Here is a 15953-nt window from a genome sequence, read left to right on the forward strand (position 1 = left end):
GTCAGCGAAGATAGAAATAGAGTCGACAGGCCCATTTGCCAGATAACGGTACGCATGGCACCGTTCTCGGGATAGCATTGATTGACCCAAGAAACCGCATGCGCTATCGAATATATGGATGATCTAATATGGATGTCAGTTGGTATGCCGACTTTCTAGCCCTGGCGGAGACGGGCAAATTCACGGCGGCGGCCAGCCTGCGTGGCTGTTCCCAATCCGCGCTGAGTCGACGCATCCAGCTGCTGGAAGCACACTTGGGAACCCCGTTGATCTCCCGGCGGGGAATACCGCTCAAGCCGACCGCCGCGGGTGAGGCATTGTTGCCTACCGCCGCCGAGCTGGTGCGCCTTTCCCATGAGTGCGAGCAAAGCGTCAAGGTGCTCGATCACCCCCTGACTTTCGCATCACTGCATACGTTGGCGTGCAATTTTTTCCCGCAATGGATATCGCAATATTCCAGTCGTGAGTCGCCGCTTTATACGCGGATCGATACGGGCCACAAGAGTACCGAAAACTACTACATGGCTCTTATGTCGGGGCGTTGCGATTTCATTCTCTTCTATCGCGATATGGAATCGCAGCGCTACTTTCAACGTGACGATTTCGAGGTGATGTTCCTGGGGCGGGATGAGCTTTATTGGGTGGGTGCGCCGGGCATAGCCGAGCTATGCAACCAATCCAATGCCCCCATACCATGGCTGACCTACTCACGTACCGCGCAGTTGCATGAACTGTCGCGTGCCCAGGTGAGCCGACATCCCGAACCGCAACGTCTCAAACGGGTGTTCGAGGCGACGGTTTCCGAAGCGCTCAAGCCGATGGTCGCCATGGGGCAGGGTGCCGCCTGCATGCCACATAGCATGGTCGCGGAGCTCATCGAAGATGAGCGATTGGTCAAACTCTATCCCGACATGCCATCGGAGCACCTTGAGATTATTCTGGTGCGTTGGCTGGGGAATCGAAACCCGCTAGCTAACGATTTTTGGCAGCGCTTGGTGACTACGGTATGACTTCTCGTTGCGGTGTCCATATGGTGTCCGAATCGAGAGAGCAGAGTGGTAGTATAAGATAGAAATGGAAGGAGAGGCGTAACCATGCGGGTCGGATGGCGCCCCCATCAGGATTCGAACCTGAGACCTTCCCCTTAGGAGGGGGACGCTCTATCCAGCTGAGCTATGGGGGCCGGGGCGTCGTGAGTGGCGCATTATAAGCGTCTGACTGGACAAGATAAACCCGCTGGCCGCAGGAGTGTGCGTGCGCGACGATGAATACGTTCGCTACGATGGGTTGGCCCTGGCTGCGCTGATTCGCAAAGGCGAGGTATCGCGAGAAGAGGTTTTTGAAGCCGCCTGCCAGCGTATCGAGTCGCATGATCCAGCCATCAACGCCGTCGTGCGCACGCGTTTTGCGCAGGCTCGCGACGAACTCGCTCAGGTGGATCCAGTCGCGCCTTTTGCCGGGGTGCCTTTTCTGACCAAGGACCTGGCGCTGGCCATCGCCGGCGAGCCATTGTGCGCCGGAAGTGCCGCGCTACGCGATTGGCGTGCCCCGCTGGATAGCACGCTGGTGTCGCGCTATCGGCGTGCCGGGCTGGTGATTCTTGGGCAAACCAACACGCCCGAATTGGGGCTGATGGGCATTACCGAGCCGCATGCCTTTGGCGCGACGCATAATCCCTGGTCGCTGGAGCATTCGCCGGGCGGTTCGAGTGGTGGGGCTGCGGCGGCCGTGGCTGCCGGGCTGGTGCCGCTTGCCTCGGCGGCGGATGGCGGCGGCTCGATTCGTATTCCGGCCAGCAACTGCGGGTTGTTCGGCTTCAAGCCTTCGCGTGGCCGATTGCCGCAAGGGCCGAATTACGCCGAGCTGTGGGATGGCGCGGTGTCCGAAGGGGTGCTGACGCGCAGCGTGCGCGATACCGCAGCGGCACTGGAGGCCGTCAATGGCATGGATCGTGGGGCGCCGCTGCCGTTGCCGTTGCCTCATGAAGGTGGCTGGCGAGAGGCATTAGAGCGCCCGCCGGCAACGTTGCGGATTGGCGTATCGCTGCGCTCTCCCGTAGGCAGTGGCGTACATCCCGAGGTGCGTCGTGGCGTGGAAAATGCCGCTCTGCTGCTGGAATCGCTGGGTCATGTCGTCGAATGGCACGATCCGCCAGTGGATGGCGAGCGACTCGCGCAGTGCTATTTGACGATGTGCCTGGGGCAGGCTGCTGCACAGTTGGCGTGGATCAGCGAGCAGACTGGCGTGGTGAGGCATCGGCTCGATATCGAGCCGACGACGCGGGCACTGGGCCGATTGGGCAAGGCTCTGCCGGTGGCCGATTATTTGCTGGCTCGCCAACGTTGGAACGATCTGGCCCGCGCCATGGGTGAGTTCCACGAGCGCTACGACATGCTGCTGTTGCCGGTGCTGGCCGGGCCGCCGCCACACATTGGCCAGCTCTATCCCAGTGCCCGCGAGCAGCATCTGATGCGCCTGCTGGCAATACCCGGTTTGTCGCGTCTGGCTCTGCGCATGGGCGCGCTTGAACGACTCTCCCATGAGGCGCTGAGCTATATGCCGTTCACGCAATTGGCCAACCTGACCGGGCAACCGGCGATGTCGGTGCCGCTGCATCGCACGCCACAAGGATTACCCATCGGCGTGCAACTGATGGCGGCGATGGGTGACGACAAACGCCTGCTTTCTCTGGCGGGGCAGTTGGAACAAGCCAAACCCTGGCAGACGATGCCAAACCCGCTGCGCTAGACTTGTAGGCTTTTACTAAAGAGCAATTGCCTTGACTACCGTCTTGACATCCAGCGATCGCATTTTCGATGGCATGGTCGATAAATTCGCCGCCAGTCTCTATGGCGCTTCTCGTGGTGAGTTGCGCCTGGCGCTGCTGGATTATCTATTGCCGCGAACGCTGCCACTGACCGCTCAGCCGGCACTCGATGTCGGCGGTGGGTTGGGGCAGATGAGCGCCTGGCTGGCCGGGCGTGGGCACGTGGTAACGCTCACCGAGCCTTCCGTCGAGATGCTGGCGCGAGCCCGTGAGGCATTGGATGGGACCACTGTGCGCTGCCTGCAGGCGCCGTTGCAGGCGCTGCCCGAGCGATCCCCTGGTCCCTGGCCACTCATCGTCTGTCATGCGGTATTGGAGTGGCTGGTCGACCCTCAAACGGCGATCGCCACCCTGGCCGAATTGCTCGAGCCGGGTGGTTATCTGTCGTTGATGGTTTTCAATCGCGATGCGCTGCGTTTTTCCAACGTGATCAAGGGCAATCTCGACAAGGCCCTCGACGACCGCCTGGCCGGTACCGGCAAACGCCAGCGGCTGACGCCGATTTCGCCACTGACGCACACGCAGGTCGCTACCTGGCTGGCCGAGCAGGGGCTGATCGTCGAGCATGTCGCCGGTATTCGCGTGTTTCACGACTACCTGCGTGAGCGCGAACCGGACCGCGCGACGCTGGATCGGCTCTTCGAACTCGAGCGTCGCTACTGCGATGTCGAACCACACTGGCGGCTGGGCCGCTATCTGCTGTACAGCGTACGCAAACCTCTTGTTGCAAAGAATATGTCGGAAAGTATCGAATGAGTGCCGCTACGCCTACCTGCCAGTTGCTCGAGCGCCAGAACGCGGATTATCGCGGCTGGTTGTGGGTGGCGCCGCCGCGCGACCCCTGGTTGGAAGAGGATAGTGGGCAATTGTGGAGCGCCGATCTGGGTGTCTGCGAGGCCTGGCGAGGGCGGGGCATGAACGTGTATTGCAGCCTGGAGCCGACCATCGGCGACATGCCCGGCGCGGTGCTGTTCTGGCCCAAGGCGCATGCCTTGGGCGAGTGGTGGTTGCTGGCGCTATGCGCGCAATTGCCGGAGGGCACGCGCCTGCAAGTGGTCGGCGAGAACCAAGGTGGTATCAAGCACGTGCTCAAGGTATTGGCGGCGCTGGGGCTGGGCTGTCGCAAGCTCGACAGCGCCAGGCGTTGCACGTTGTTCGAGACGCGCCTGGGGCGAGTCGACCTCGCTGCGGATGCCGCCTGGTCGACGTTCGAGGCGCTGGACTTGCAACTCGCCAGCCATCCCGGCGTATTCGGCCACGGCAAGCTCGACGACGGCACCCGCCTGTTGCTCGAATTGCTGCCCGAAACGCCGGGCAGGGCGAGCCAGCGAGTCCTCGATGTCGGCTGCGGCGATGGCATCATCGCCGCCTGGCTGGCACGGCGTGGCGACGATGTGACGGCGCTGGATATCAATGCCTTTGCCGTGGAAGCGACGCGCCGCACCTTGGCTCTCAACGGCCTGAGCGGAGCCGTGCAGCATAGTGACGTCTATTCCGCGCTGGCCGAGGGCCAGCGCTTCGATGCGATCATCAGTAACCCACCGTTTCATCAGGAGCGCGCCATCGATTACGGCCCCGTCGCACGGCTGATTGGCGAAGCGCCAGCGCGGCTCGTCAAAGGCGGCAGCCTGACGTTGGTCGCCAATGCTTTTTTGCCGTACCCCGACCGGCTCCAGGCAGCCTTCGGCGGTTTCGAGATTCTTGCCGATGATCGGCGTTTTCGCGTCTATCGCGCCGTGAAGCATTGAGTAGTCACGCGTTGGGATCGCGATAATCGATGGCCGTGACGATGTAAGTAGTTTCGCCGCCCGGCGCAGCGACCGTGACGTCGTCGTCCAGCCCCTTGCCGAGCAGGGCACGTGCCAGTGGCGCATCGACGCTGATCCAGTGACGCTGCGTATCGGTTTCGTCGTGGCCGACGATGCGGATGGCCAACTCATCGCCGCTATCGTCTTCCAGCGTCACGAAGGCGCCGAAGTAGATGCGCTCGGTATCCGCCGGCAGGCGATCGACGACCTGCAACTCGTCGAGCCGCTTGCCGAGATAGCGGATACGCGCGATCACCCGGTTGAGTTCCTTCTTGTTATAGGTGTAATCGGCGTTCTCGCTGCGATCGCCGAGTGCCGCGGCTTCGCCGACCTTAGCCGAAAGTTCGGGGCGTCGCACCCGCGAGAGATGTTCGTGGATACCCTTGAGCCGCGCATAGCCTTGCGGCGTGATCAGATGGCTCTTCTTTTCCTGGCGCGGATCCTTGGCGGGATCGCGCCAGCGCGTCATGTTGCGTCCTTTCATGGTGGGTCCATACAAAGTGTGAATGGCAAATAATTCAAACGTTCGTTACATTTTAGGCTGCTGGATTGACAATCATAACGCACACCAAGGAGCCACCATGCCGATACCTCGCCGTCTGCTGCAAGCCAGCGTCCTGGGTTTAGCCCTGTTGCTGGTCGTGCCGAACGTTCTGGCCCAGGCAAGCGAGCTGTTCTCGCTCAAGAATCGTTGGGAGCATGTCACCACGCATAATTCTCCCGATGACCAGGTCGATACGCTCAAGGCGTTGGCCGGCGAGGCCGAGGCTCTCTCGCAGCAATACCCCGACAATGCCGATGTGTTGACCTGGCAAGGCATCATACTGGCCTCGCTGGCTAGTGCCGAGGGCGGTTTGGGCGCGCTGGGGCCGGCCAAGGAGGCGCGCGCCGCGCTCGAACGCGCCATCGAGATCGATCCTCGCGGCAGCAATGCCTCGGCGTATGTCACCCTGGGCGCGCTTTATGCTCGCGCTCCCGGCTGGCCTATCGCCTTCGGTGATAGCGAAACCGCCGAGGCGATGTTCCAGAAGGCCCTGGAAATTCGCCCGCAGGGCATCGATGTCAATTACTACTACGCTTCGTTTCTGGCCGAAGAGGGGCGCACTGAACAGGCCATCGAGCATGCGCGCCGCGCCGTGAAAGGCCAAGTTCGCGAGGGCCGCGAGGATTCCGACGAGGCGCGCCGTGAGGATGCCCGGGCACTGCTCGAATCGCTCGAGTAGCGTTCCCATGGACCAAACACGGCTGCCAATGTCTCGGTCGTGGTTGGAATCGGCGGGGTGGGTCAGGATAATGGAGCGCACTGTGCCGTTCACGGGTGCGCTTCAAGTGCCCTACCGCCGATGGAGGCCGCATGGCCGAAGAGAAATCGCTGGATAGCCCGCGCTTCGCCGCTGCCGATGTCGAGCGGGTGAGCGTCGATAGCCTGCATCAGGGCTTTTTCAGCCTCGAGCAGCGTCACCTGCGCCATCGCCTGTTTGAGGGGGGTTGGAGCGCGACGATAACGCGCGAGGTACATGTTCGCCGCGACGCCGTGGGGGTATTGCTCTACGATATTGAACGCGACAGTGTGGTATTGGTGGAACAGTTTCGTGCCGGCGCACTGGACGACCCGTTAAGCCCATGGAAGCTGGAGCCGGTGGCCGGTTTGATCGAGTCCGGTGAAGATCCCGCCGATGTCGCACGTCGCGAGGCCATCGAAGAGGCCGGTTGCGAGATACAGGAGCTGATCGAGCTGCATACCTACTATCCCAGCCCTGGGGCGTGCAGCGAGAAAGTCACGATGTTCTGCGGCCTGGTCGATTGCCGAGCGTTGGGTGGCGTGCATGGCCTTGCAGAAGAAAACGAAGATATCCTGGTGCATGTGCTACCGTTTGCACGAGCCTGGGAACTCCTCGATGCCGGGCGACTCGACAACGCCATGTGCCTGATCGCCTTTTATTGGCTGGCACGCGAGCGGGCTTCATTGCGAGCAAGGAGGTAAACCGATGCCCAGAACCGCCTATGTCACCGATCTCAGGACGCTGCAGGGGGAATGCACGGTAAATTACCTGCGCATGACCCGCCTGCTCGGCGACTTGGGTGCCGGGGATGTGCGCGAAGTGCCGCTGGCCAGTCGTTCCGGCCGGTTTGGCACACTGTGGCTGGAGGTTGCCGAGCACGCGCCGTACACCACCATCGTGCGAGTGGCGCAGAGCGGCGTGCTGGACGGCATCGTCGAGTCGCCACGCATGACGGTGCATCTCTACCACGATGTGCGCATGGCCGAAGTCACCGATTTTCAGCGTCAGCGCCACTTCAGTGGGCGTTATCGCTATCCCAACCCGCGCATGCACCAACCCGACGAGAAACTTCAGCTCAACCGTTTTCTCGGTGAATGGCTGGATCATGGGCTTGCCCATGGACATGCCGTCGATCTTTCGGAATTGCGTTGATGCGGTTGATTCAAATCACCGATTGTCACCTGCTTGCCGATCCCGAGGCGCGTTCGCGCAAGGGTTTTCCACTGCGTCAGTTGCAAGCCGTACTCGAGAGTGCGAAGTCGTTACGTCCCGATATACTGCTGGTCAGCGGTGACATCAGCCAGGACGAAACGCCGGCCTCCTACCGGCATGCCGCAGCGGCTTTCAGTTCGCTCGACTGCCCATGGTTCTGGCTCCCCGGCAATCATGACCACCCGCGGCTGATGGTCGAGCAGCACGAGATCCATAACGAGGTGGATCTTGGCCAGTGGCGTCTGTTGATGCTCGATTCGCGGCTCAGCGGGCAGGCGCATGGCGAGCTGGGACAGGCTCAGCTTCAGGCGCTGGCGCTGAGGCTGGAAGACGACGACCGACCGACCTTGCTGGCCATGCACCATCCACCGCTGGAGATCGGCTCGGCATGGATGGACGCCATCGGCCTCGGCGACCGCGAGGCGCTGTGGCAGACATTGGCCGCCTATGCCCAGGTCCGCGCGATTTTCTGCGGCCATATTCATCAAGCCTTCGCCAAGCAGTACGGCGAAGTCGCCGTCTATGGCTGCCCGGCCACCACCGATCAGTTTCTCGCCGGTTCGGCGTCTTTCGCCATCGATGAAGCCTCGCGCCCAGGCTTTCGTGTCATCGACCTTGAAGGAGAAACTCTGACGACCTGGGTAGAGCGCATCGACATCTGAGTATTTCACGGCTTGATTATAGCTTTTAATGCTTAAAGGATGGCTCTTAATTCTTTGACGTTATTGTGGCTAAGTCGGTAACGTGCCCTCATAACCCGTTCTGCGCGCCGCACGCGCCATCGTTATGAGAGGTTGCCAAGCCGCGATGCTTTCTCCCGAACGTCAGACTCACCTCAAACAGCTCGAAGCGGAATCGATCCACATCATCCGCGAAGTCGCCGCCGAGTTCCGCAACCCGGTGATGATGTACTCCATCGGCAAGGACTCCTCGGTGATGCTGCACCTGGCGCGCAAGGCGTTCTACCCCGGCACGCCGCCGTTCCCGCTGATGCACGTCAACACCACCTGGAAGTTCCGCGAGATGATCGCCTTTCGCGACAAGATGGCCGCGCAGACCGGCATGCAGCTGATCGAGCACATCAACGAGGAAGGCCGCGCGGCGGGCATCAACCCGTTCGATCACGGCAGCAGCAAGTACACCGACATCATGAAGACCCAGGCGCTCAAGCAGGCGCTCGACCAGCACGGCTTCGACGCCGCCTTCGGTGGTGCCCGGCGCGACGAGGAAGCCTCGCGCGCCAAGGAACGCGTCTACTCGTTCCGCGACAAGTACCACCGCTGGGACCCCAAGAACCAGCGCCCCGAGCTGTGGAACGTCTACAACGCCAAGGTCGACAAGGGTGAATCGATCCGGGTGTTCCCGCTCTCCAACTGGACCGAGCTGGATATCTGGCAATACATCTACCTCGAATCGATCCCCATCGTGCCGCTGTACTACGCCGCGCCGCGCCCGGTGGTCGAGCGCGACGGCATGTTGATCATGGTCGACGACGAGCGCCTGCCGCTCGAGCCCGGTGAAGTTCCCGAGGAAAAATGGGTGCGCTTCCGCACCCTTGGTTGCTACCCGCTGACCGGCGCGGTGGAGTCCAAGGCCGCCACCCTGCCCGAGATCATCCAGGAGATGCTGCTCACCCGCACCTCGGAGCGCAGCGGGCGCGCCATCGACCACGACCAGGCCGGTTCGATGGAACGCAAAAAGAGGGAAGGGTACTTCTGAGCCGAAGGCTCAGAAGGCCCGAAGAGAGAGGTCGGCAGAGGTAATACAGTGGACTTCGAGAAGCTCGATGTATGGAAACGCTCGGCATGTTTATTCGTTCAGCTAACTATTAGAACTAGGCAGGTAGGGGTGGCTTTTCTTCCCCCTTCTTTCTTCTTTCTTCCGTCTAAGGGTTCCCCATGTCACACCAATCCGATCTGATCGCCGACGACATCGAAAGCTATCTGCAAGCGCATGAGCAAAAGGACCTGCTGCGCTTCATCACCTGCGGCAGCGTCGACGACGGCAAGTCGACGCTGATCGGGCGCTTGCTGCACGACTCCAAGATGATCTACGAGGATCAGCTCGCCGCGATCACCCGCGACTCGAAGAAGAGCGGCACCACCGGCGACAAGGTCGATCTCGCGCTGCTCGTCGACGGCCTGCAATCCGAACGCGAGCAGGGCATCACCATCGATGTCGCCTATCGCTTCTTCTCCACCGACAAGCGCAAGTTCATCATCGCCGACACCCCGGGGCACGAGCAGTACACCCGCAACATGGCCACCGGCGCCTCCACGGCGAGCCTCGCGGTGATCCTGATCGACGCCCGCTATGGGGTTCAAACGCAGACGCGACGCCACAGCTTCATCGCCGACCTGCTGGGCATCCAGCACCTGGTGATCGCCGTCAACAAGATGGACCTAGTGGACTTCTCGCAGGCGCGCTTCGACGAGATCGTCGCCGAGTATCGTGAGTTCGCCGACAAGCTCCAGGTACGCGATATCCGCTTCGTGCCGCTGTCGGCACTGGATGGCGACAACGTCGTCAACAAGAGCGACAAGACGCCCTGGTACCAGGTTGATGGAGAACCCGGCCAGGCTAGGCAGGGCCCCGCGCTGCTCGAACTGCTCGAAAGCGTCGAGGTCGCCTTCGACCAGAACCTCAGCGACCTGCGGCTGCCGGTGCAATACGTCAACCGCCCCAATCTCGACTTTCGCGGCTACTGCGGCACCCTGGCCGCCGGCATCCTGCGCCCCGGCCAACGAATCAAAGCCTTGCCTTCGAACAAGAGCGCCACGGTCGAGCGCATCGTCACCTTCGACGGCGATCTCGAACAGGCCTATCCCGGCCAGGCGATCACCGTCACGCTGGATGAGGAGATCGATATCTCGCGCGGCGACTGGCTGGTCGCCGCCAACGCCGAGGTGCCACTTTCCAACAGCTTCACCGCCGATATCGTGTGGATGCACGATACCGCGCTGGAAACCGGCAAGCTCTACGATATCAAGCTGGCCACCCGCGATCTGAGTGGCCAGGTCAGCGCTATCGATTACCAGACCGACGTCAATACGCTCCAGACGCATGCCGCCGACTCGCTCGGGCTCAACGCCATCGGCCGCTGCCGGCTGGAATTGACGACTCAGGTACCGGTGGACGACTACCGCGTCAGCCCTGGCACCGGCAGCTTTATCGTCATCGACCGGCTGAGTAACGTCACGGTCGGCGTGGGCATGGTGCGCGGTGTCGCCGAGGGCAATGGCAACGCGGGTGGCGAGCAGGTCGACTGGCAGACCTTCGAGGCCGACCTCAACGCGCTGGTGCGTAAACACTTTCCGCACTGGGAGGCCAGAGACGTGCGCGAGCTGTTCAAGTCATAGGCTTCATCTTCTCGCTCTCAACACCTTCGGCCCGCCAACTGGCGGGCCGAAGGTGTTTATGACGATCAGCCGACAAGGCGGTATGCTGTGTCACGATATGCCAGGCTAAAACAGAGGTCGAATGAAAGCCCCGAAACGTCTACAGCCGCTGATCGATGATGGCTTCATCGATGAGGTGATGCGGCCGCTGATGAGCGGCAAGGAAGCCGCCGTCTATGTCGTAAGAGCCCAGGGTGAGACGCGTTGCGCCAAGGTCTACAAGGAGGCCAGCAAACGCAGCTTTCACAATCAGGCCGAGTATCAGGAAGGACGCAAGGTGCGCAACAGTCGCCAGGCGCGCGCCATGGAAAAGCGCACGCGCTTCGGTCGTCGAGAGCAGGAAGAAGCTTGGCAGAACGCCGAGGTCGACGCGCTCTATCGGTTGGCTTCGGCCGGGGTGCGCGTGCCTCGGCCGCATGGTTTCATCGATGGCGTATTGCTGATGGATCTGATCGTCGACACTGACGGCGATGCCGCGCCGCGCCTCAACGATGTCGAACTCGATGCCAATGAGGCGCGCGACTTCTACCAGGTGATGATCGGCGAGATCGTCAAGATGCTCAGCGCCGGGCTGATCCACGGCGACCTGTCCGAATATAACGTGCTACTGACGCCCCAGGGGCCGGTGATCATCGACCTGCCTCAGGCCGTGGACGCCGCCGCCAACAACAACGCCGAGCGCATGCTGACACGCGACGTCGACAACATGACCCGCTATTTCGGCCGCTTCGCCCCGGAGCTACTGAAGATCGATTACGCCGGCGAAATCTGGTCATTGTTCGAACATGGCAAGCTGCACCCCGATGTCGCCCTGACCGGCACCTTCGCGCGCAGTGAACAAAGCGCCGATCTCGCTGCGGTGATGCGCGAGATCGACGCGGCCCAGGACGAGCATCTCGGCCGTGGCCCCGGCGATGACGAAAACGACGACGATGCCAGCGAGGACGACGCGCCGGGCGGTTGGCGCTCCTCTCGTTGACGATCGCGAATGACATTACGCCTAGGTTTGCACGAAAAGTCGGCGAGCGATGATCAGATAAGGCAAAAATCAGTGAAATGGCGGAGTTTACTGAGGTAAATGAGTACGTTGAACTGATTTTTAACGCAGTATGGTCGAGCGCAGACAGTTTTCGGACAAAGCTCAGGGCTTGCGCGCCACGATCATCGCCCGGCGTGGCGCTGGATGACCCTCGATGGTGCGTGAGCGATCCCTGGGGTCGAGAAAGTCGGCCAGCGACTGGAAGGTCATCCACTCGGTGGCGCGTTGTTCATCGAGTGTCGTCGTAGCTTCGTCGATGACACGCATGTCGCTGAAGCCGCAGCGCTCGAGCCAGTGGCTCAAGGCGCTGGACGAGGGCATGAAGTAGACGTTGGGCATGCTGGCGTAGCGCTCGCCGGGCATGAACACGCTGCTGGCGTCGCCCTCCACCACCAGCGTTTCCAGCACCAGTTCGCCGCCGGGGCGCAGGGTATCCTTCAATTGCAGCAGGTGATCGAGCGGCGAGGGCCGATGGTAGAGCACGCCCATCGAGAATACCGTATCGAAGGCTTCGAGCCGCTCGGGCACGTCTTCGATGCCCACCGGCAGAAAATGCGTGCGCCCGCCATCGGCGTCGCCGATGAAATGCCGCACCGCCTGGAACTGGTAATAGAAACGTGGCGAAGGGTCGATGACCAATACGAAATCGGCGCCGGCGCCGGCCATGCGCCAGGCGTGATAACCGCTACCGCCGCCCACGTCGAGAACCCGTCGACCAGCCAACGGTGACAGGTGCGGCGCTATGCGCTGCCATTTCCAATCCGAGCGCCATTCGCAGTCGATCTCGATACCACCGAGCGAGAAGGGCCCCTTGCGCCACGGTGAGAGCTTCTTGAGCAGGTTCTCGGCCTGGCGTCGCTGGGCATCGGTGAGCGTCACCTCGACAGTCACGCTGTCGCGATCGAGATGCGCGACGCGATCGAAGGGCAGTCGAGGCAACTTGGCCACCGCTTTCTCCCAGGCGGGTAGATCGCCGTAACGCTTGCGATCGAGCCCGCACGCGAGCTGTTCGGGGAGCCGTGCCAACCAGCGCGTCAGCCCTTGTTCGACGAAGGCGTGGTAGAGCGCCTGGTGCGGGTTGGGAAGAGGCAAGAAGTGGCTTCCTTAATCCTTGAAGGCGATCATCGAGGCGAAATTGAGGTACTGAAACCAGGTCGTCACCCGCGAGAAACCGGCGCGCGATAGCCGCGCATGATGGGCCTCGAGGGTATCGGGCACCAGCACGTTTTCCAGCGCGGTGCGCTTCTGGCTGATTTCCATGTCGCTGTAGCCGTTGGCGCGCTTGAAATCGTGATAGCGCTCGACCAGCCAGGCGTTTTCCTGCTCGTCGGCGGCGACGATCTTTTCCGACAGCACCAGCACGCCGCCGGGCTCCAGCGCAGCGAACAGCTTGTCGATCAGCGCCTCGCGGTCGCCGGGCGCCAGGAACTGCAGGGTGAAATTGAGCACGATCATGCTCGCCGGGCGATAGTCCAGATGGCGGATATCGCATTCGACGATTTCGATGCGATGCTCGGGGCATTCATCAGAGAAGGTGGCGCGGGCGCGTTCGACCATCGCCGGCGACAGGTCGACACCGGTCAGCGTGAAGGCATCCGGCGCCAGGCGCCCGGCCAGCGCCAGGCCCACCGCGCCGAGTGAGCAACCCAAGTCGTAGACATGCCCGCCATGGCGCAGGTGACGTGCCGCAATCTCCCCGAGCATGCCGAGTATCTGACCATAGCCGGGTACCGAGCGGCGGATCATGTCGGGAAAGCAGGCCACCACACGCTCGTCGAAGGAAAACGACGCGACCCGGTCGAGGGGTGTCGTAAAGATCGCGTCACGGTAAGATGCATCGGTCATGGAAATTTACGTCAAATGAGAGTGGGTGCCGTATAACGACTGTATTTTACGCATCGCCTTTCCGGCTTGCACCCATCAACCGAGCATCGAGAGCCGCTCGATCAAGACGCGAGGCTCAAGGAGAGAAATGCCGATGTCTTCATCCGCCCCGATTGACTCTGCCCCGAATGCCCCTGCCTCGATAGACCAGAGTCCCGCCTGGCGGGCGCTGAGTGCGCATGCCGAAGACATGCGCGACGTGCATCTCAAGGATCTGTTTCGCGCGTCGGGCGAGCGTCATCTCGCGTTCACTCGCCGCGCCGCCGGGCTGATGCTCGACCTGTCCAAGCAGCGCTGGCATGACGAGACCTTGCACAAGTTGCTCGATCTGGCGCGCGACGCCGGGGTGCCGCAGGCCATCGCGCGGTTGCTCGCCGGCGAGCGGGTCAATCGCTCGGAAGATCGCCCGGCGCTGCATACGGCGCTGCGCCTGCCTGTGGATGCGCGCCTCGAGGTGGATGGCGAGGACGTAGTGCCGGCGGTGCACGAGACGCTGGCACACATGGCGGCGATGGTCGAAAAATTCCATGCCGGCCAGTGGCGCGGCGCCACCGGCAAGGCGGTCACCGACGTGGTCAACCTGGGTGTCGGTGGCTCCGATCTGGGACCGCTGATGGTCACCCATGCGCTAGCCGATTACCGGCCGCGCGACGTGCATTCGGTCGAGGTGCATTTCGCCTCGACCATGGATGGCTCGCAACTCGCCGACTATCTGACGCGCCTCAACCCCGAGACCACGCTATTCGTGCTGTCGTCGAAATCGTTCACGACCATCGATACGCTCTCCAACGCGCGCACCGCCCGTGATTGGCTGCTGTCGCATCTGGTCAACGGCGATGGCGATCGCGACCTGGTCATGCGCCAGCATTTCATCGGCGTTTCGGCCAGCCGCGAAAAAATGTGCGAGTGGGGTGTCTCTGATGCCAACCAGCTCGAGTTCTGGGAATGGGTCGGCGGGCGCTACTCGTTGTGGGGCGCCATCGGCTTACCGATCGCGCTGGTCGTCGGCATGCAGAACTTTCATGCCCTGCTGGCCGGCGCGCATGCCATGGACCGCCATTTCGCCACTGCCGAACTCGACGACAACCTGCCGGTATTGCTGGCGCTGGCGGGTATCTGGAACGTTAATTTTCTGGACGTGCGCGCCCATTCGATTTTGCCTTACGATGGTCGCCTGGAATTCTTCGCCAGCTACCTCGAACAGCTCGAAATGGAGTCCAACGGCAAATCGGTGACCAACGCCGGCGATGTCACCGCTTATTCCACTTGCCCGGTGCTGTGGGGGCAGTTGGGACCCAATGCCCAGCACGCCTTCTACCAGTTGTTGCATCAGGGCACCCAGGCGGTGGAGTGCGACTTCATCGCCCCGATGCGCCGTTACGACCGCGTCGAGGACAACGCCACGCGCGCGCATCTGAAGGCCCAGCATCGCCTGACGCTGGCCAATTGCTTCGCCCAGTCGCGCGTGTTGATGCTGGGTGACGAGGCAATCGAAGACGACGGCCCACGTCCGCTGCACAAGCGCTATCGGGGCAATCAGCCATCGACCACGCTGCTGCTCGAGCGCTTGACGCCTGAAACGCTGGGCGCGCTGATCGCGCTCTATGAACACAAGGTATTCGTGCAAGCGACCATTTGGGATATCAATCCCTTCGACCAATGGGGTGTGGAGTTGGGCAAGAAGATCGCCACCCAGGCCGAACAGGTCATGGCCTCGCATGACGGCCTCGAGTCGCTGGACGCTTCCAGCCGTGGCTTGATCGAAGCGATATGGCGTGCCGAGGAGTCGTATTGATACTGTTTTTTCGTACAGTTTTTGCGCTATGCTAAGCGATCGACAGCGACCGGCGCCGGTCGATGGGGTGCTCTATCTGCATGGCTTCAACAGCGGTAGCGGCTCACCCAAGGCGCGCTTGGTGCGTGAGGCCTGCTCGCTGATCGAGCATCAGGGGCGTGAGCTGCCTTGTCTGACGCCGCAGTTATCGCATCGCCCGCACGCGGCGCTGGCCATCGCCGAGGCGGCATTGCAGGAACTCGGTCCGAACGTCCTGGTGGTGGGTAGCTCGATGGGGGGCTTTCTCGCCTCGTGCCTGGCCGAGCGTCATGACCTGGCGGCGGTGCTGATCAATCCCGCGGTGCGCCCGGCGCGTCTGGTCGACGAGTGGCTGGGGGCGGATTTCGTTAACGAGTATACGGGCGAGCGCTTTATCATCGAAACGCTGCACCATGACGAATTGAGCGAGCTAATGCCTGCCAGGCTCGCGCCCGAGCGTTATCTGCTGTTGATCGGCAGCGCGGATGAAACGCTCGACTGCCGCGATGCGTTTAACGCCTATGCCGGTTGCCGCACGCTCATCGTGCCGGGCGGCGATCACGGCTTCAGTCGGTTCGCGGATTATCTACCCGCCGTGCTGGCTCACGGCGGCCACCCACTGGATAAGGTAGCGAAACCCGTAACGCCAAAGGCGGCACCCAATGACCCAAGACAGCATTCTGGATAAC

General features: G+C 61.9%; 16 protein-coding genes and 1 tRNA gene. 13 read left to right on the forward strand and 4 right to left on the reverse strand.

The features are described 5' to 3' along the window. Nucleotides 1–128: 128 nt before the first annotated feature. The gene (locus BLR92_RS15270) at nucleotides 129–1010 is read left to right on the forward strand and encodes a LysR family transcriptional regulator (RefSeq protein WP_089730145.1); all 882 of its coding nucleotides are present in this window, start codon (nucleotides 129–131) and stop codon (nucleotides 1008–1010) included. 96 nt (nucleotides 1011–1106) lie between these two features. Here BLR92_RS15270 and BLR92_RS15275 read toward each other — a convergent pair. Then, nucleotides 1107–1183: transfer RNA gene (locus tag BLR92_RS15275), tRNA-Arg, on the reverse strand. Between the two features lie 71 nt (nucleotides 1184–1254). On the opposite strand from BLR92_RS15275, the gene BLR92_RS15280 reads away from it, so the two are divergent. The 3 genes from BLR92_RS15280 to BLR92_RS15290 all read left to right on the forward strand — a co-directional run bounded on the left by BLR92_RS15280 (nucleotide 1255) and on the right by BLR92_RS15290 (nucleotide 4575). After that, on the forward strand, nucleotides 1255–2748 hold the full coding sequence (locus BLR92_RS15280) for an amidase (RefSeq protein WP_089730147.1): 1494 nt from the start codon (nucleotides 1255–1257) through the stop codon (nucleotides 2746–2748). 73 nt (nucleotides 2749–2821) lie between these two features. Further along, nucleotides 2822–3583 (forward strand): methyltransferase domain-containing protein, encoded by a 762-nt coding sequence (locus BLR92_RS15285; protein ID WP_089730281.1) that lies wholly within the window; start codon nucleotides 2822–2824, stop codon nucleotides 3581–3583. Then, nucleotides 3580–4575 carry a class I SAM-dependent methyltransferase gene (locus BLR92_RS15290; RefSeq protein ID WP_089730148.1) on the forward strand — a complete coding sequence of 332 codons (996 nt, stop codon included), beginning with the start codon at nucleotides 3580–3582 and terminating at the stop codon, nucleotides 4573–4575. Before BLR92_RS15285 ends, BLR92_RS15290 begins: the two co-directional genes overlap by 4 nt. Before the next feature lie 4 nt (nucleotides 4576–4579). Here BLR92_RS15290 and greB read toward each other — a convergent pair whose 3' ends face one another. Beyond that, on the reverse strand, nucleotides 4580–5119 hold the full coding sequence (greB, locus tag BLR92_RS15295) for a transcription elongation factor GreB (protein ID WP_089730149.1): 540 nt from the start codon (nucleotides 5117–5119) through the stop codon (nucleotides 4580–4582). Nucleotides 5120–5216: 97 nt separating this feature from the next. Here greB and BLR92_RS15300 point away from each other — a divergent pair, with 97 nt between their 5' ends. The 7 genes from BLR92_RS15300 to BLR92_RS15330 all read left to right on the forward strand — a co-directional run bounded on the left by BLR92_RS15300 (nucleotide 5217) and on the right by BLR92_RS15330 (nucleotide 11507). Beyond that, nucleotides 5217–5858: a TRAP transporter TatT component family protein gene (locus tag BLR92_RS15300; protein WP_089730150.1), complete on the forward strand. Its 642-nt coding sequence runs from the start codon at nucleotides 5217–5219 to the stop codon at nucleotides 5856–5858. A gap of 131 nt (nucleotides 5859–5989) precedes the next feature. Beyond that, nucleotides 5990–6619, forward strand: a complete 630-nt coding sequence (locus BLR92_RS15305; RefSeq protein ID WP_089730151.1) for an NUDIX domain-containing protein — start codon at nucleotides 5990–5992, stop codon at nucleotides 6617–6619. Between the two features lie 4 nt (nucleotides 6620–6623). Beyond that, nucleotides 6624–7070: a DUF1249 domain-containing protein gene (locus BLR92_RS15310; protein ID WP_089730152.1), complete on the forward strand. Its 447-nt coding sequence runs from the start codon at nucleotides 6624–6626 to the stop codon at nucleotides 7068–7070. Continuing rightward, nucleotides 7070–7792, forward strand: coding sequence for a phosphodiesterase (locus tag BLR92_RS15315; RefSeq protein ID WP_089730153.1), 723 nt, complete (start codon nucleotides 7070–7072; stop codon nucleotides 7790–7792). The genes BLR92_RS15310 and BLR92_RS15315 overlap by 1 nt, the downstream gene beginning before the upstream one ends. 145 nt (nucleotides 7793–7937) lie before the next feature. Beyond that, on the forward strand, nucleotides 7938–8849 hold the full coding sequence (gene cysD / locus BLR92_RS15320; RefSeq protein WP_089730154.1) for a sulfate adenylyltransferase subunit CysD: 912 nt from the start codon (nucleotides 7938–7940) through the stop codon (nucleotides 8847–8849). Between the two features lie 179 nt (nucleotides 8850–9028). Then, complete coding sequence (gene cysN, locus BLR92_RS15325; RefSeq protein ID WP_089730155.1) at nucleotides 9029–10489, forward strand: sulfate adenylyltransferase subunit CysN; 1461 nt, start codon at nucleotides 9029–9031, stop codon at nucleotides 10487–10489. A gap of 121 nt (nucleotides 10490–10610) precedes the next feature. Continuing rightward, nucleotides 10611–11507: a PA4780 family RIO1-like protein kinase gene (locus tag BLR92_RS15330; protein ID WP_089730156.1), complete on the forward strand. Its 897-nt coding sequence runs from the start codon at nucleotides 10611–10613 to the stop codon at nucleotides 11505–11507. A 162-nt stretch (nucleotides 11508–11669) separates the two neighbouring features. Here the strand turns inward: BLR92_RS15330 and cmoB are convergent, their stop codons facing one another. Then, on the reverse strand, nucleotides 11670–12659 hold the full coding sequence (gene cmoB, locus BLR92_RS15335; protein WP_089730157.1) for a tRNA 5-methoxyuridine(34)/uridine 5-oxyacetic acid(34) synthase CmoB: 990 nt from the start codon (nucleotides 12657–12659) through the stop codon (nucleotides 11670–11672). A 12-nt stretch (nucleotides 12660–12671) separates the two neighbouring features. After that, nucleotides 12672–13412: a carboxy-S-adenosyl-L-methionine synthase CmoA gene (gene cmoA, locus BLR92_RS15340; protein WP_089730158.1), complete on the reverse strand. Its 741-nt coding sequence runs from the start codon at nucleotides 13410–13412 to the stop codon at nucleotides 12672–12674. A 133-nt stretch (nucleotides 13413–13545) separates the two neighbouring features. Here cmoA and pgi point away from each other — a divergent pair, with 133 nt between their 5' ends. Continuing rightward, nucleotides 13546–15246 carry a glucose-6-phosphate isomerase gene (gene pgi / locus BLR92_RS15345; RefSeq protein WP_089730282.1) on the forward strand — a complete coding sequence of 567 codons (1701 nt, stop codon included), beginning with the start codon at nucleotides 13546–13548 and terminating at the stop codon, nucleotides 15244–15246. A gap of 28 nt (nucleotides 15247–15274) precedes the next feature. Next, a complete protein-coding gene (locus tag BLR92_RS15350) occupies nucleotides 15275–15952 on the forward strand; it encodes a YqiA/YcfP family alpha/beta fold hydrolase (protein ID WP_089730159.1) in 678 nt (225 codons plus the stop codon). Nucleotide 15953: the final 1 nt, after the last annotated feature.

The sequence above is a fragment of the Modicisalibacter muralis genome, from assembly GCF_900102945.1.
Classification (GTDB): domain Bacteria; phylum Pseudomonadota; class Gammaproteobacteria; order Pseudomonadales; family Halomonadaceae; genus Modicisalibacter; species Modicisalibacter muralis.

What these genes read in the sequence shown, in the direction of transcription:
- BLR92_RS15350 (WP_089730159.1), top strand. Translation starts at nt 15,275, where the DNA reads ATGCTAAGCGATCGACAGCGACCGGCGCCGGTCGATGGGGTGCTCTAT.
- cysN (WP_089730155.1), top strand. Translation starts at nt 9,029, where the DNA reads ATGTCACACCAATCCGATCTGATCGCCGACGACATCGAAAGCTATCTG.
- pgi (WP_089730282.1), top strand. Translation starts at nt 13,546, where the DNA reads ATGTCTTCATCCGCCCCGATTGACTCTGCCCCGAATGCCCCTGCCTCG.
- BLR92_RS15305 (WP_089730151.1), top strand. Translation starts at nt 5,990, where the DNA reads ATGGCCGAAGAGAAATCGCTGGATAGCCCGCGCTTCGCCGCTGCCGAT.
- cysD (WP_089730154.1), top strand. Translation starts at nt 7,938, where the DNA reads ATGCTTTCTCCCGAACGTCAGACTCACCTCAAACAGCTCGAAGCGGAA.
- BLR92_RS15315 (WP_089730153.1), top strand. Translation starts at nt 7,070, where the DNA reads ATGCGGTTGATTCAAATCACCGATTGTCACCTGCTTGCCGATCCCGAG.
- BLR92_RS15300 (WP_089730150.1), top strand. Translation starts at nt 5,217, where the DNA reads ATGCCGATACCTCGCCGTCTGCTGCAAGCCAGCGTCCTGGGTTTAGCC.
- BLR92_RS15330 (WP_089730156.1), top strand. Translation starts at nt 10,611, where the DNA reads ATGAAAGCCCCGAAACGTCTACAGCCGCTGATCGATGATGGCTTCATC.
- BLR92_RS15310 (WP_089730152.1), top strand. Translation starts at nt 6,624, where the DNA reads ATGCCCAGAACCGCCTATGTCACCGATCTCAGGACGCTGCAGGGGGAA.
- cmoA (WP_089730158.1), bottom strand. Translation starts at nt 13,412, where the DNA reads ATGACCGATGCATCTTACCGTGACGCGATCTTTACGACACCCCTCGAC.
- BLR92_RS15270 (WP_089730145.1), top strand. Translation starts at nt 129, where the DNA reads ATGGATGTCAGTTGGTATGCCGACTTTCTAGCCCTGGCGGAGACGGGC.
- BLR92_RS15285 (WP_089730281.1), top strand. Translation starts at nt 2,822, where the DNA reads ATGGTCGATAAATTCGCCGCCAGTCTCTATGGCGCTTCTCGTGGTGAG.
- greB (WP_089730149.1), bottom strand. Translation starts at nt 5,119, where the DNA reads ATGAAAGGACGCAACATGACGCGCTGGCGCGATCCCGCCAAGGATCCG.
- BLR92_RS15290 (WP_089730148.1), top strand. Translation starts at nt 3,580, where the DNA reads ATGAGTGCCGCTACGCCTACCTGCCAGTTGCTCGAGCGCCAGAACGCG.